The sequence below is a fragment of the Paraglaciecola arctica BSs20135 genome (assembly GCF_000314995.1).
GTDB lineage: Bacteria > Pseudomonadota > Gammaproteobacteria > Enterobacterales > Alteromonadaceae > Paraglaciecola > Paraglaciecola arctica.
In genome coordinates, this window is record NZ_BAEO01000051.1 from 17,036 (window position 1) to 32,867 (window position 15,832).

The window sequence follows — 15,832 nt, forward strand, 5'->3', positions numbered from 1 at the left end:
CAAAAATAGTTGACAGATTTTCATTTTAAATTATAAAGCAAGTTAAATCAGACGAGAGTACTAACTCTTAGTACCCGTCATTTATTAAACCAATGATCTTAAATCTTGTTAACTTATTTTTGTGGGGGTTGTAATGAGTAAACTTACTAGAGAGTTTTTAGTCCAACGTATGTTCAGTGATGCGAAAAATTATCCTTATGGTTTTTCACGTTCTGGAGATTTTTCTATCAGTGAAAGCAAGGCTCTATCTGAATATGGTTGCTTAATTGCCGCTTTAGTCGACGGTCAAATCCAACCTGAGACCAACGAGGACAATGAGCTATTAGCTGCTGCATTTGGCAAAAAAGAGCCAGAAAGTGCTGCTGAAAAAGCCTGGGTAAAATATCAAAAACGTATTAACCGTCCAAAACTGGGCAGCGTTTATGGTAATCATCGCCCAGTAGTAGTTGAGGATGATATTGAAGATGATGAGACTATCGAAGATGACTTGGAAGTAGAAATGGATGATTAATAGATAGTTGTTAATGAAATGTAATTACATCCTAATATTCGGCATTAAATTCCGCTAAATTAGAAGTCTTATCCTAATATATGGGTATATTGGGATATGCATCTCACTTTTGTCCGTTTTTATGTTTAAATTTCCTAATCGCTCACGTATAGTACTCTTTCATTTTTAATTAATATATTTCTGGAGTGATTCTGATGGAGATGATGTCAGGCGCCGCAATGGTTGTGCGAACGCTAAAAGATATAGGGGTAAAACATGTGTTCGGGTATCCAGGTGGTGCCGTACTGGATATTTATGATGCGTTATATGCACAAGAAGATGTCGAACATGTCCTCGTCCGTCACGAACAAGCTGCAGCTCATATGGCGGATGGTTACGCCAGATCAACGGGTAAAACAGGTACTGTTTTAGTCACATCGGGTCCGGGTGCCACTAATACCATAACGGGTATTGCTACCGCGTTTATGGATTCTATTCCTATGGTGGTGTTATCTGGTCAAGTGCCTTCTAAACATATCGGCGAAGACGCATTTCAAGAAACAGACATGGTGGGCTGTTCAAGGCCAATCGTTAAACATAGTTTTCTGGTTAAACGTGCTGTAGATATTCCTGAAGCCATTGCTAAGGCATATTACATTGCCAATACAGGTCGTCCAGGCCCAGTGGTGGTGGATTTACCTAAAGATATAGTGAATGTTCTAGAAGAACATCCTTATCAATTCCCTGCTGATGTCACTATGCGTTCGTATAATCCTACGCTTAAAGGGCATAACAAACAGATTAAAAAAGCGGTCAAAACTTTGCTAGAAGCAAAGCGACCCATTCTCTACGTTGGTGGTGGTGCAGTCACTGCCGAAGCTAGTGAGCTAGTTACTGAGATAGCTGAAAAACTAAATGCACCAGTTACCTCTACTCTGATGGGTCTAGGAGCCTTTTCGTCGTTACACGAACAGTTTGTGGGCATGTTAGGTATGCACGGCAGGTTAGAAGCGAATAAAGCTATGCATAATGCCGATTGTATTTTGGCTTTAGGTGCACGCTTTGATGATCGTGTGACCAATAATGTAGATAAATTCTGCCCTCATGCAACCATTATTCATGTTGATATTGATCCCGCATCTATTTCTAAAATTGTTGGGGCACATGTTCCTGTAGTGGGTAGTGTTGACGAAGTTGCAAAACAACTGCTCAAAGAGATGGGTAAAATTGATGCTAAGGCTCAAAAAGCTAAACTTGCCGATTGGTGGGAACAGATAACCCAGTGGCGTTCTCGTAAATGTTTAGATTATAAAAAAGACAAAAATTTAATTAAGCCCCAAGAAGTGATCGAGTCTTTATATAAGCATACTAATGGTGATGCATATGTTAGTTCCGATGTAGGACAGCACCAAATGTTTGCCGCCCTTTATTATCCTTTCGCTAAACCTAGGCGTTGGATCAATTCAGGTGGTTTAGGCACTATGGGCTTTGGATTACCGGCAGCAATGGGCGTGCAAATGGCCCATCCAGAAGCCGTTTCAACTGTTGTAACTGGCGATGGCAGTATTCAAATGAATATTCAAGAGCTAGCCACTTGTATGCAATATAATTTGCCTATTAAGATCATCTCTTTGAACAACCGAGCATTAGGCATGGTGCGCCAATGGCAAGATATGAACTATAAAGGTCGTTATTCTCACTCATATATGGATTCCATGCCTGACTTTGTTAAGTTAGCAGAGGCTTATGGGCATATTGGGATCAGAGTGACTAAGCCGGAAGAGTTAGATGAAGCCATGGCCAGATGTTTTGCCGCCAAAGATAGATTAGTATTTATGGACATAGAAATAGATCAAAACGAACACGTTTATCCCATGCAAATTAAATTTGGTGCTATGGATGATATGCGTTTAAGTAAAACGGAGCGCACATAATGAGAAGAATTATTTCTGTATTAATGGAAAATGCTCCGGGTTCGTTGTCACGCATAGTGGGAGTATTCTCGCAGCGTGGATTTAATGTGGATTCTTTGTGTGTGGCCCCAACAGATGACAAAAGTTTGTCACGTTTGACTATTGTTACTCATGGCGATGATAAAGTTATTGAACAGATCACCAAACAAGTCAACAAGTTGATCGATGTCTTAAAAGTGACTGATTTAACAGATGGTCACCACGTAGAACGAGAGTTAATGTTGGTGAAAGTAGCGACCCGCAGTGAACTTATTCGTGCAGAGGTCAAACGTAATGTTGATATCTTCAGGGCGCAAATTGTTGACGTAGATGCCAATAACTACACAATCCAAGTGACAGGTACTAGTGACAAGCTAGATGCTTTTGCACATGCATTGAGTCAAAGCACAGAGATTATTGAAGCTTCGAGAACGGGTGTCTGTGGATTAGCCAGAGGTGAAAAAGCGCTACGTCCTTGAAAGTAATGTTTAATTTAAATTAAAAAGCCCTAACGGGCTTTTTTTGTAAGTAACTTTCAAAAATAGTTCAAATTATTACCTGTTAGAAGCAAGAATGTATTTTTTGTTACTTGTTTTTGTAATTAAATTACATGTCGTGCTATACCTAGTTAATATATTAATATTCACTAATGACATATAAATTAAATTTATATTGTTTTAAAACAATGGTTTATTTTATTTCCCTGCTGCTTTTCGTATTCTTTACAATTAATTAATCAAATGTGATCAGAAAAAAAACAACATATTTTTGTAATTTAATTACTATTGGTTTCATCAGGTTGAGGCAACAAACTCACCGACCATTTTTAACTAATTTAAATTACTGAGGTGTTATTTTGAAAAAATTACTATTAACGACTATTTGTGCCGCTACATTATCATTCAACGCAAGCGCATCATTAAGAAGTGCTGACAACTTTAAGTTTGTTGGTGACACTCAATATGCTGAACTATGTCAAGCAGCTGCTACTAACGATTTAGGTTTGTTCAAAAAGAACGTTAGGCAACATGGTTTTCGTTTAAGCGTTAGCAAAAGCAAAATGTTAATGCTTTTAACCAGTGCAGATAGTTTCGAATGTGCCGGTCAAAGTTTAGTTGAATTTTCTGAATCACGTGGCTCACAAGATGTGGCTAATTATTTAACAGGCGTTGACGCTGAAGTTGAAACAGCATCAACTAGTAAATATAAATTTGTAGGTGACACAAATTATAAGAACTTCTGTAAGTCTGCGGTAACAAATAATGTTGGTTTGTTTAAACGCGCTGTAAGCAGCCAAGTTGGTCGTTTAGGTTTGACTAGAAAAGAAGTGATGGATAAAGTTTTAGATGCCGAGAACGTGACATGTGCTGGAGAAAGCTTAGGCGAATTCTTTGAATCACGTGATGCGTCTAAAGTCATCAGCTACATAACAGAAAAATCTGCAGAGTAGGCAAAACTGTTAGAAAATTAAGCGTTATTTAAAAAGCAAACAGTGATGGCTGTTTGCTTTTTTGTGGTTTGATAAGAATTAGTTTGAGTTGGGAGTAACCAGCACTCTGGTTAACTACCAAACAAGTTCTGCAAAGTGCTGCCGGCACATCGATTCGTATCTATCATTTCCGCCTACTTCTACCTGTTCGCCTTCTTTAACTACTTGTCCATTCTCATCTATCCTAACCACAAATGTCGCTTTTCGGCCACAATGGCAAATGGTTTTTAACTCTATCATTTTGTCAGCCCAGGCCAAAAGATAACGACTGCCTTCAAAAGTTTCTGCTAAAAAGTCAGTGCGTAGGCCATATGCCAATACAGGTATATTGAGGTTGTCTACAACATAAATTAGCTGTTGGACTTGTTGCTTAGTTAAAAACTGCGCTTCATCAATAAATAAACAATCTACTTTACCCTTTGCTAATAGCGCTTCTACGGCCGATTGCATATTAGTTTCTGGAGTAAAAAGATGCGCTGCAGACACAAGTCCTATTCTAGAAGCGACTTTGCCTATTCCAAATCTATTATCTAAGGCGGCAGTGAAAATTTCAGCATTCATACCTCTTTCGGCATAGTTATAGGCAGATTGCAGCAAAGAAGTGGATTTTCCAGCGTTCATCGCCGAATAATAAAAGTAGAGTTGCGCCATAAAAATGTTGTCTCATTAAAAAAGCCGTTATTTTGCCCTGATTAGAGACAAATTAAAATCATCAATGGAAAGTCAGGGCACGTTTATGAAAAAATACTAGTGATGGGGTTTTGCCAAACAATTAAGTCTTCATTTTTCATTGGTTTGGCAAAATAATATCCTTGCAGGTAATCAACTCCCATGGCTGACAGGGCAGCGGCTTGATCTTTTGTTTCAACTCCTTCAGCAATAGTTTTGTAATGTAATTCGCGGGCGATAAATAGGGTGGCTCTAATAATAGCTTCGCCTTTTCCCTCTATGTTATCTACAAATGACTTATCTATTTTTACATAATTAACCGGTAAAGATTGGAGCTGCGATAATGATGAATAACCAGTACCAAAGTCATCGATTGATATGTCTATGTTGCGTGCTTGAATTTGTTCTAATTGTTGGCGAACTTTGACTTTGTTTTCAACAAAGGTGGACTCAGTTACCTCTAAATGTAGCCGTTCAGGTGCCAGTCCGCTGCTACGAAGGCAGTTATCCAACAATCTAATAAAGCCATCATCCATTAACTGAATAACCGATACGTTAACCGATACCGCGGCTTGTTGATTGAATTGCCAATGATTTGCATCCATGCAAGCACGGTTTAATACCCATGCACCTATTTCTTTAATTAGGCCAGACTTTTCGGCTAAAGGAATAAAAACATCAGGGCCAATAAGCTTGCCGTTAAAATTCCATCTCAATAAGGCTTCAAATGCAAAAGATACATTATCTTTTGCTGTCAGGATTGGCTGGTAACATAAATAGAACTGCTTTCTCTCTATTGCATGTTGCAGGCCTTCTAATATCATTTGTGATGCAGTAATTTTTTCTTTCAAATCATTGGAAAACAAACGAGGGCGTTTTTTACCAGAGCGTTTTTGCTCACACATGGTTAAGTCAGCGAGTTGAATAAGTTCAGTTGCTGACAAACTATGTGCTGGGGCCATTGCAATGCCGATAGATGCTGATAGGTGTAATTCGTTACCATGCACATAAATGGGTTGGGCAATGCTAGTCGCGATAGCTTTAGCAATAGACATAGCCGAGTCTTGATCGCTGTATGGTAAAGCCACTAAAAATTCATCACCATTCCATCGCCCGGCACTGTTATTTTCTGAAAAAGCTGAGATCCTTTGCGTGACTTGCACTAACACACTATCACCGACAATATGGCCCATAGTGTCGTTAATTTTCTTAAAACCATTTAGGTCAATAAACAATAATGCCAAAGGGCTATCATTGACAATTGACAGTTCTATCAAGGCTTCAAGGCTAGAAGTAAAGGCTTTACGATTGACTAATTGAGTTAAGGGATCAACGTTGCTGAGGCGGTATATTTCCTCGGTTCGTCGTTTGACTTCGTCTTCTAAATTAATATTAACTAGGCTTAGCTCACTCGAGGTGACTTCTAATTCTTGATTAGTCTGGGCAACAAGATTTTTCTCGTCTTCCATTTCTCTAACAAGCATCTCATTGAGGTTTTTTTGGTAGATAGCGCCTGACGTAAAGCGCGTCGCTCTAATGCAAGTGAATACCATACCCAAGGCAAAGGTCAACCCCAGTATGCCAAGTGCTTGTCTATGTGGTATCTCTGAGACTAACCCCATTACAGAGATAGGAACCAATAAAATCATTGAGTAACTGATAGCGATAAAGCGGCTAGCAGCTAAAAAAGAGGCAGAACTGCCTGCCAATGAGCATATTATTAAAATCGGGAATAGTAGGTCAACATTATTAGCTGGGCTAAAATAAATCACCACATATAAAGACCAAGCAGTAGCTGTAGCAATACACCCAGTAGCATAACGTTGTATACCCAATAAGCCTGAAGAGGGTGATTTGCTACTTTTTATGTTCCAATGGGCTAAATCGCACATCCGCAGCAGCAATATTGCGTTGATGGAAAACCACCAAGTTAGCTGATATGGATTGGTACTTACATCGCTAAATCCAAATATCATTATACTGCTAGCGAGGGCACTAATGAGGATCCCCGAAGAGCCATTATCATACAACAATTTAGCGGCATCTAAGTTAGAGGCCCTTTGGATAGCTATGTCGGTTTTGATATAATCATACCTTATGAAAATCGAACCACTAATGATAACACTTAAGATATAAAATTTAGGGTGTCATTGATATCATAAAGAACATTTTAATAATATTCCTAAATTAATCTAGTTTAATTTATAGAATGGTATTACAGACGAAGATTTTTGTAGGATTTGTTTCCTTTAATTGAACCAGTACTATGAACAGTGACATCGATAGTGAGTTTATATTAAGGGTAATTGAAAAAATTATTCTGCAGGCATTAAAATTGTTTTAAAATACGCGGATCGTAATCATCTGCATTTAGCGTTAAATTAAACTTGGCGGCTATGTTATCAAGCTCTGTTTGTTGAATAACTAACTCATCCATAACTATAGTGTTATCGTCTAGTTGCCACAATAAGCGTGAACCTGCATAACTAAAATGAATGGCCAATAACGCGTCGGCGTTTCCTTCGCGACTAGCTGCTTTGAGCTTAGGCATTTTGCGGTTTATTTTATTGAGGCATTGTTTTAGCTCCCATACGTATACAACTTCGGCCATAAAGTTGTGAGTACGGTATTTGTTAAGTAACCAAGCAATAGTCACACTGGCAATAACAACACCTAATAAGTTCCAATTAAAATGGCTGCCACTTTCATCAGGAAATAAAGCAATAAGTGTCTGAGAGATAGCTAAGCTGCCTATTACCAAAGCTGCAATACATCCAACTATTACCAGGTTTAGGTGGCGGCGATAACGTACTTTATTAATTTTAATGAGTTGCATGTTTTCCAAAAGGTATAATTATAAATTGATAAGATCCAAAGGCCGATAGTATAGGCTTTGGAAACTAAAATTGCAGGGCTATGTATCTGCGGATACTGCCCTCACATTAAATTAGCACTCTAATAAAGTCGCCACTTTCTATCATAATGGCACTAATTCACGTCATAGTTCTATCATCGCCTATCAACAAATACCCACTTATGTAAGATTTCTGCTAATTGTTCAGATAAAAAAGGTTTTGATAAGTAGTCGTTCATTCCCGCTTCGAAGCATTTAATATCGTCACCTTTCATTGCATTGGCAGTTAATGCAATTATTGGGATGTTTTTATCAAACTGTTGATGTTCGGTGGCGCGAATGTGTCTGGTTGCATCGTAACCATTCATTAATGGCATTTGACAATCCATTAAAATTAAATCAAATGATCCGTTATGGTTACTGAGCATATTTAGCGCTTCTTGACCATTTCCCGCAAGGTGGTAATCACAATCTAGTGATTTCAGCATTTCTATAACAATTTGCTGATTAATATAGTTATCTTCAACGATCAATATATTAGGTTTTTTGTGAGCGGGCGTCTCTAATGGATTAGCTTTACGTAATTCCCGTTGACGAACTGGGGCCTGAGTATATTGTGGTTTAATGAGTACAGAAATCAGGGAGTCGGGTTTAAATGGTTTGCCAAGATATCCACTGATTTTTATTTCTGGGGGTTGACTATTATTGACTGCCGCAACTTGCGCGGTCATTAAAATTATTTCTAATTTAGAAAAACGTTTATCCGCCCGTATTGCTTTACTTAGCTCTATGCCATCCATACCCAGTAGTGCTAATTCAATCAATATATAATCGAAAGATTGTTGAGAATCGTATGCATGTCTTAAAGCCTTGATAGCTTCTGGCGCGTTACTCGCACCTACTACTTCTATTTCCCCCTGCGTTAGAATATTCAGCACTGACTGTCTTACACTGTTGTGAGAATCTACAACAAGTAGCTTTTTCAATCGTAAAGGGGCAAGCATAGCCTGAGTTGTTGGGGGTGTTGATTGGCTAGAGGGTTCAGATTTTACGGTAAAGCAAAAAGTAGAACCCTGCTGCCAAACACTTTGCACAGAAATTTGTCCTCCCATTCTCTCAGTTAACTGTTTACTAATGGCCAAACCTAAACCGGTTCCACCATGCTGACGAGTATTTGAACTATCAACCTGCATAAATTGCGTGAACAACTGTGTTTGTTTGTCTTCGGCTATGCCTTCTCCTGTATCAATAATAGTAAATTTTATTAATTCGTTGCTAGTGCTCTCGACTCTTAATATAACCTCTCCTTTTTCTGTAAACTTAATGGCGTTACTCAGTAAGTTATTCAAAACTTGTTTTACTCTGTATGGATCTATTTTTATCCATCTAGGCAAAGCTGGAGCAATATCTAATACTAGTTCAAGGTGTTTATCTTGGGCACGGGCTGCCATAGAGTCAATTATGTCGCCTAGTAATGCATATAAATTAATGTCCTGTATTTCAATATCGAGTTTGCCAGCTTCAATTTTTGAAAAGTCTAAAATATCATTAATTAAGTGCAGCAATGAATGGCTACTCATTTTGACTAGTTGTGCAAAGTGACGTTGGTTTTCGTCAAGATTTGAATTCAAAAGTAAATCGTTCATACCTAATATGCCATTTATAGGTGTACGAATTTCATGACTCATATTTGCTAAAAATTCACTTTTTGCTCGACTTGCCTCTTTAGCTTGTTCTTCTGCATGCTTAAGCTCGGTGATATCTTGAAAAGCTCCTCTAAGAGACGTTGCCACCCCGTTAGTAAACTCAGCATAACCCACAGAACGCACCCAAATATTATTGCCTTTGGCTGTGATAAAAGCGGTTTGGATGTCCCATGGAGTGCCGTCTTTTATTGCTAAGGCAATCGCCTGTTCAATTTTAGGTCTCGATTCAGGTGCATAAAAGTTAATGGCATTTTTTAAGTCAATCACTGAACCAATGGGTAATTCGTGAATGTTATACACAACATCAGACCAAATAACCTGATTGCTTAATAAATCAAGTTGCCAACCTCCAAGTTTTGCCATGTCTCCGGTGCGTTCTAATAGCTCTTGTTGTAACTGTCGCTCTTGCTCAAGCCTTTTGACTTCCGTGATGTCGGTTTGAATGGCCATAAATCCAATGAGCTGCTTTTTCTCATGTAACGGTTTACAATTAATTCGCAACCAATAAGGGGTACCATTTTTATGATAATTTAAAATTTCAGCGTTAAATCCTTGTTTTTTAGTCAGTGCAGCGCGGATATTTTTTATTGTTTGAGGGGCAGTATCTACACCCTGTAATATAGAACCGGGAGTAAAACCTTTAACTTCGTCCAATCGGTATCCACTGATTTGAGTAAACATCTTATTAACCCAAGTGATTTTGCCTTGTTCATCTGTCAAAACGACTGCGTTAATTGTTTCTTCAGCAACTTTTGCAAGCACTTGATTACTTTTTAGGCTTTGCTTGAGGTTTTCTTGAACGATAAAGTTTTCAGTCATATCGTAGTTAACACCTATGACTTTAAATACTTTACCTGTGTTATCACACACCGCGTGTCCATAAGCTTTTAAATAACGTATTTGCTTATCTGGCGTTAGTATCCTGAAGGTGGCATCAAATTTTTTATTTTCTTGTGTGGTTCGTTGTAATGCCTTAAATATCTCTTCTTTATCGTCTGGGTGCACTGCATCTCGCCACTCAGAGGCCGTGCCACTAAAGGTGCTGGGATCATGTTGATAGAGCAAAAACATTTGTTCGTCCCAAATGAGTTGTTCAGTCTCAACGTTAAATTCCCATACGCCTACTTGTGATGCCTCTTTGGCGATCATCAGGCGCTCGTTACTATTATTTAGTTGCTCTTGAGTACGTTTTAATTTTGATGATTCAGATATAGTCGCTATAACTGAATTTTGTTGGTTATTTGGTGATGGCTTTAAATTGATTGTCACACAAATTTCTTGACCATTTTTATGTAACCCAGGGAAAGCTTCATTCTCTCTATTGGTGCGTTCACGGTCGTTATTAATAAATTGTTCCAGGTGTTTTTGGTACCCTTGATTAAATCTGTCGGGCACTAAATCATCGAAACACATTTGTTTGAGTTCTGTCAGTGTATAGCCAAAAATATCTACGGCAGCTTGATTGGCAAAAAGAATATTGCCCTTTACAGAAATTTCAAAAACCGCACTTGTTACTGAATCTAAAATAGCTTGTAATCGCTGCAGTTCTTCGATCGTTTGGTCATTTGATATTGCTGTTTTGTTATATTCCATGACATCTCCCATCTGCTGCGAATTGTCTTTACAGGGGTAAAGACAATTCAGCTTAGCATTTTTTTTCATGTTGCCAATTGGCTTTCCGTATTAGAATACAACTAATAAATTAGTCGGAGATCAGTTTGTCAGCAAAAAAAGTAGTCGCTCCTAAGTTTGAAATCGCGTTTTTCCTACCTAAATATTGGTTAACTTGGTTGAGCATTTTAATTCTGTATAGCATTTCTTGGTTACCCTACAAAATACAGCAATATATAGGTAAGTTGCTGGGTAAATTACTTAAAGTCGTAGCTAAAAAACGTTATCACATTGCTAAGCGTAACATTGAATTGTGTTTTCCTGATTTGAGTGCACAAGAACAAGCGGCAATGTTAAAGGCGAATTTAGACAATGCTGGTATGGCAATACTTGAAACCGGCATGGGGTGGTGGTGGCCTGCTTGGCGGGTAGATCGTCATGCCGAGTTTGAAGGTTACGAGCATATTGAAGCTATTTTGGCCAAAGGAAAAGGTGTGTTGGCCTACGCTATTCATAATATGAGTCTCGAATTTGCTAGTCGAATATTAGGGCATCAATATCCATCTGTGGTGTTTTACCGCAAGCACAATAATCGGTTAATGGAATATATGCAGTATTATGGGCGTAATCGAGCCAATAAATATATGATAAACAAACGTAACGTAAGGGGGTTGATCCATGCGTTAGATGACGGCGAATTGTGTATCTATTTGCCTGACCAAGATTATGGTCGCGCTTTAAGTGAATTCACACCGTTTTTTGCTGTCCCAGAAGTAGCAACAACTAAAGGCTCATTATTATTTGCTAAGCAGGCCAATTGCGAAACAATATTCTTAGTATCCATTAGAACAGATAAGGGTTACAAAATTATTGCATTGCCGGGACTGGAGAACTTCCCCTCAGGTGACGATAAAGATGATGTGACACGTATTAATCAAATGATTGAAAAAATGGTCATGATCGCACCAGAACAATATTTGTGGATGCATAAGCGTTTTAAGACCAGACCTAATGCTGATGATCCTTCTTTATATGATTGATATGAATGAAGTTAACATATGTTTAAAGGTAACACTGAGGTTCAACAATAGTTAAAATGTGTAATGAAAAAAACTAAACAGGTTTCTAATTCTTTATTTTGGTTGAAGCATATAATGCTGGCACTGATGATCATTGTGATTGCGGCTGTAGTTATTATTATGCAACAAAGCAACGAATCGGCTGTACTACCAGAAGGTAACTCAGGCAAAAAAAGTATCTCAAGTAATATGAGTAATTTTTATGCGGATTACCGTTTGTCTTCTCGCCATCCTCGCGAAGAAGGACTCGGGGACTTCGTTATGGAGGTGAAAACCTCAGATAAGCCCTTAGGCGAGCGTTTGCAAAAAATGGAAAGCCTACAAAAACCCATATCAGGAAGATGGGTAGGTGAGCACAAACATCGTACATTCAAGGCCGGAAGTACACTTCGAAGTGCGATTACCGATTATGCTCAGTCAGAGGGCATGCAGGTGATTTGGGAGCTTGATCAAGACTTTATTGTCAAACACCCTTTTCAACTTGATGACTCCATTTTAGGTAGTTTAACCATGATTGCCAACGCCATAGATGCTAACTTTGATGGTGAGGTCAAAGCTTACATGTGTCCTCGACAACGATCTCTGGTTATTACCGCAACAGCAACTGAGTATTTAGAAAAACAATGCGCAGAAGCCCGCAAGTAAACTGACTTTTTAAGTTGGGCTATTGCAGTGGTTCGATTAAGTATTTGTGCCAAATTGCTTTTACCTTTGTTTGCAGATCAAGCAGTGATGGATTGATTTCCGCTAACTCACCATTTTGTAAGGCTAGTCGATGGGCATAGTTGCGATATTCCAAATATGCTTGGTTGAGGGTATTCGCTTCAGCTTTAGTAATAAGAGATAACTTTGCTAAGTCAGCTAAAATTCTCACATTGTCAGGCCACTTGGCTAAATTTGGAAAAGAACTGGTGTGGGCCAGCAACATAAACTGCACAATAAACTCTATGTCTGCTATACCGCCAGCGTCTTGTTTTAAATCAATATTGTGAGCATCTCCTTTAGCTAAATGGTCACGCATTTTTTCTCGCATTGAGACCACTTCTGCTGCCAATTCCAACATATTTCTTGGTTTTGAAAGCACAGCTAATCGCACGGCACTAAAACGTTGTTGCAATTCACCACAGCCTGTTATAAATCTTGCTCTACCTAATGCCTGATGCTCCCATGTCCAAGCGTTTTCCATTTCATAGGTCGCAAAACCGTGCACATGACATACCAGTAAACCGGCATTACCTGAGGGACGTAATCGCATATCCACATCATAGAGTATGCCTAAGCCCGTTTTAATGGTGAATATATGCAAAATACGCTGGGCAAGTTTGATATAGAAACCACTAGTTCCAATTGGTTTTTTGCCATTAGTGAACTGTTGCCCGTCGCAATTATGTAAAAACACCAAATCTAAGTCTGAGCCATAACCCAACTCCCAGCCTCCAAGTTTGCCAAATCCCAAGATCCCAAACCCTTTATTTTGGATGTTTTTAGGGCCTTGGGTTTCACATACGGGCACACCATGTTTGGCAACTATTTGTTGCCATGCGATGTCAACAACTTGGACAATTATAGCTTCGGCCAGATAGGTTAAATGGTCACTGACTTGCATAACTGGCAAAGCATTGGAAATATCGGAAGCCGCGATTTTTAATTGTTGACTGAGTTTAAACTGTCGTAAGGTTTCTATTTGCAGTTCTAAATCTTCAGGCTCTACGCGCAGTAACGCTTGGCGTAGTTCATCAGCATATTGATTAAAGGCCACTGGTTGATAAAGTGAAATGGGATTAAGTAGCTCATCTAATAACAGCGGAAAACGCGCAATTTGTTCTGTCACCCAAGGACTAGCCGCGCATAATTTAACTAAGTGGAACAATGCCGCTTGGTTTTCAAATAATAACTGCAGATAAGCAGTACGCCCCAATATGGCACGTAACACAGTGAATACCCGTCTAAACAATTCACCGTGATCCTTTGCTGAATAGCTAAGGATTTTATGAATAATCACCGGCATCAGATTATTTAGTGTTGTAAGGCCCCTCTGACCAATTCGTTGGCTAGTTAAATCTTGTTTAAATCCGCTGATTTGTTGGTACACATCTTTGCCAATGGTAATATCTGAAGTGGGTACTTCATCTGCCAAATGCCAATGATTTAGTATACTTTGGGTTTCTTCGGCATCAAGTTGTAACTGCCAAAGATCCTTCGCTCCTTGTAGTTGTTCATCTGCCACATCATCTTGTAATGCGGGATCGTCTTTGACCAGTAACGAAAACTGCTGGTGGATTAAACCGCAGTGCTGCGCCAACTGTTGCATAAAATCTTCATAATCATTGATGCCTAACACAGTTAATAGTCGTTTTTGGTCCGTGTCATTGTTGGGTAAAACTTGTGTTTGTTTGTCGGCAAACTGTTGTAAACAATGTTCTATTTTTCGCAGCCATAAATAACTCTGTAGTAAATCTTTGGCGCTTTTGGTGGGTAATATTTGTAAATTGACTAGCTCTGAGAGTGCTAATTGTAAGCTCTGAACCTTCAGGCTTGGTTCTCGTCCACCGTTTATTAATTGCAAACTTTGTACTACGAATTCTGCTTCCCTGATCCCACCTTCACCTAATTTAATATTGTTGGTTAGGCCACGTCTGCGCACTTCTTGTTCAATCATCGATTTCATACTGCGCAGCGACTCAATGGCACTAAAGTCCAGATATCTACGATAAATAAAAGGTTGTAGAATAGCTGACAACTGCTGTGTATACGGGCAAGGTACATTTAAGATAGATGCCTTTAGCATCGCATAACGTTCCCAGTCTCTGCCTTGTTCTTGGTAATAATCTTCCATAGCATCAAAATGCATCACCAGTGGACCACTGTCACCAAATGGCCGCAGGCGCATATCCACTCGGTACACTTGACCATCAGCTGTTATTTGATCCAATGCAGTAATTAATTTTTGAGCTACCTTGGTAAAAAACTGCTGATGTTCAATCGACTTTCTTCCGCCTGAAGTGACGCCTTGAGCTGGATATGTGAAAATCAAATCTATATCTGAAGAAAAATTTAGTTCATCTCCACCTAATTTTCCCATACCCAAAATTAACATAGGTTGTGGACCCAACTCACCCTCAGGTAAGCCAAATTGGGGCTGTAAAAATTGATATAACCAACTGTTCGTTTGGGTAATTAATTGCCGTGCTAAATCAGACACTTGAGCTAATGAATCCTCAATCGATTGCATATTGAGCAAGTCGCGCCAAGCAATCCTCAGCATATGAAAATTTCTAAATTGTCTGAGTTTTTGTTGTAAAACTGCTTCACTATCAACCTGAGCCAATAGCTGTACAAGATTGTCTTGGTAATCAACCTGCTCAGTAAACAGTACTTTTTCGAGCAATAACTCAACTAACCAGAGCGGATTTTTTAGACATTGCTCGAAGATAAAATCGCTCAGAGCAAAGGCCGTTTTAATGTGTTCTTCAAACGATTCAAAATGAGCGGAAAATTGTTCATGAGATTGGATTTCTTGCCAGCGCTCGTTACCAAGAGCGATTAATTCTTCAGGCAGTGGTGTTGCGGGGCTATTCTTCATGTTCAATATCCTCATCCTGCAGCATATTTTGTATGGGAGCATCACAAAGGTTGTTGTTAACTAATTTTATTTTGTTGGCTTTATTCAACTTTTTAATCCAAATTTCAAACTTTAATGCCTCTGAATGGCTATTCACCTCACAACTAAACTTCAGCGTGAGTGGGCCTTTGCCTTTTAACGCTTTAGCACATTTAGGACCGCTGGACTGATGTTCCGCAAATCGTCGTTCAATGCTGGTACAAATGCCAGTGTAGTATTGGCTTAATTTGTTTTCGACTATGTAGATGTACCATTGGGACACTGCTTTACCCTAGGATAGTTTTTGTTTTAGGAGAGGGATTGTACATGATGAGGGGATTTCGACTAGTGGGGTATGCCCTAGAGCAGGGATCCCTGCAT

At 39.0% G+C, this 15,832-nt stretch carries 12 protein-coding genes; 6 read left to right on the plus strand and 6 right to left on the minus strand.

The features are described 5' to 3' along the window. Nucleotides 1-133 precede the first annotated feature (133 nt). The 4 genes from maoP (at nucleotide 134) to GARC_RS15965 (ending at nucleotide 3,892) form a co-directional block, all read left to right on the plus strand. Nucleotides 134-511 (plus strand): DUF413 domain-containing protein, encoded by a 378-nt coding sequence (gene maoP / locus GARC_RS15950; RefSeq protein ID WP_007622031.1) that lies wholly within the window; start codon nucleotides 134-136, stop codon nucleotides 509-511. 194 nt (nucleotides 512-705) lie between these two features. Continuing rightward, nucleotides 706-2,424: an acetolactate synthase 3 large subunit gene (locus tag GARC_RS15955; RefSeq protein WP_007622032.1), complete on the plus strand. Its 1,719-nt coding sequence runs from the start codon at nucleotides 706-708 to the stop codon at nucleotides 2,422-2,424. Beyond that, nucleotides 2,424-2,921 (plus strand): acetolactate synthase small subunit, encoded by a 498-nt coding sequence (gene ilvN, locus GARC_RS15960; RefSeq protein WP_007622033.1) that lies wholly within the window; start codon nucleotides 2,424-2,426, stop codon nucleotides 2,919-2,921. Before GARC_RS15955 ends, ilvN begins: the two co-directional genes overlap by 1 nt. Before the next feature lie 377 nt (nucleotides 2,922-3,298). After that, a complete protein-coding gene (locus GARC_RS15965; RefSeq protein WP_007622034.1) occupies nucleotides 3,299-3,892 on the plus strand; it encodes a hypothetical protein in 594 nt (197 codons plus the stop codon). A gap of 114 nt (nucleotides 3,893-4,006) precedes the next feature. Here GARC_RS15965 and GARC_RS15970 read toward each other — a convergent pair whose 3' ends face one another. The 4 genes from GARC_RS15970 to GARC_RS15985 form a co-directional block, all read right to left on the minus strand. Continuing rightward, on the minus strand, nucleotides 4,007-4,582 hold the full coding sequence (locus GARC_RS15970) for a thymidine kinase (RefSeq protein ID WP_007622035.1): 576 nt from the start codon (nucleotides 4,580-4,582) through the stop codon (nucleotides 4,007-4,009). A gap of 83 nt (nucleotides 4,583-4,665) precedes the next feature. Continuing rightward, nucleotides 4,666-6,576, minus strand: coding sequence for a putative bifunctional diguanylate cyclase/phosphodiesterase (locus tag GARC_RS15975; protein ID WP_007622036.1), 1,911 nt, complete (start codon nucleotides 6,574-6,576; stop codon nucleotides 4,666-4,668). Between the two features lie 353 nt (nucleotides 6,577-6,929). Continuing rightward, nucleotides 6,930-7,436 (minus strand): DUF3087 domain-containing protein, encoded by a 507-nt coding sequence (locus tag GARC_RS15980; RefSeq protein WP_007622037.1) that lies wholly within the window; start codon nucleotides 7,434-7,436, stop codon nucleotides 6,930-6,932. A 173-nt stretch (nucleotides 7,437-7,609) separates the two neighbouring features. Further along, nucleotides 7,610-10,753 carry a PAS domain S-box protein gene (locus GARC_RS15985; RefSeq protein ID WP_007622038.1) on the minus strand — a complete coding sequence of 1,048 codons (3,144 nt, stop codon included), beginning with the start codon at nucleotides 10,751-10,753 and terminating at the stop codon, nucleotides 7,610-7,612. A gap of 125 nt (nucleotides 10,754-10,878) precedes the next feature. Here GARC_RS15985 and lpxL point away from each other — a divergent pair, with 125 nt between their 5' ends. Next, nucleotides 10,879-11,811 (plus strand): LpxL/LpxP family Kdo(2)-lipid IV(A) lauroyl/palmitoleoyl acyltransferase, encoded by a 933-nt coding sequence (lpxL, locus tag GARC_RS15990; RefSeq protein WP_007622040.1) that lies wholly within the window; start codon nucleotides 10,879-10,881, stop codon nucleotides 11,809-11,811. 114 nt (nucleotides 11,812-11,925) lie between these two features. Continuing rightward, nucleotides 11,926-12,495: a toxin co-regulated pilus biosynthesis Q family protein gene (locus GARC_RS15995; protein ID WP_007622042.1), complete on the plus strand. Its 570-nt coding sequence runs from the start codon at nucleotides 11,926-11,928 to the stop codon at nucleotides 12,493-12,495. Nucleotides 12,496-12,514: 19 nt separating this feature from the next. On the opposite strand, the gene glnE is transcribed toward GARC_RS15995, so the two are convergent. Both glnE and GARC_RS16005 read right to left on the minus strand, forming a co-directional pair. Continuing rightward, on the minus strand, nucleotides 12,515-15,433 hold the full coding sequence (gene glnE, locus GARC_RS16000) for a bifunctional [glutamate--ammonia ligase]-adenylyl-L-tyrosine phosphorylase/[glutamate--ammonia-ligase] adenylyltransferase (RefSeq protein ID WP_007622043.1): 2,919 nt from the start codon (nucleotides 15,431-15,433) through the stop codon (nucleotides 12,515-12,517). Further along, a complete protein-coding gene (locus tag GARC_RS16005; protein ID WP_007622045.1) occupies nucleotides 15,423-15,734 on the minus strand; it encodes a GIY-YIG nuclease family protein in 312 nt (103 codons plus the stop codon). The genes glnE and GARC_RS16005 overlap by 11 nt, the downstream gene beginning before the upstream one ends. Between the last annotated feature and the right edge of the window lie 98 nt (nucleotides 15,735-15,832).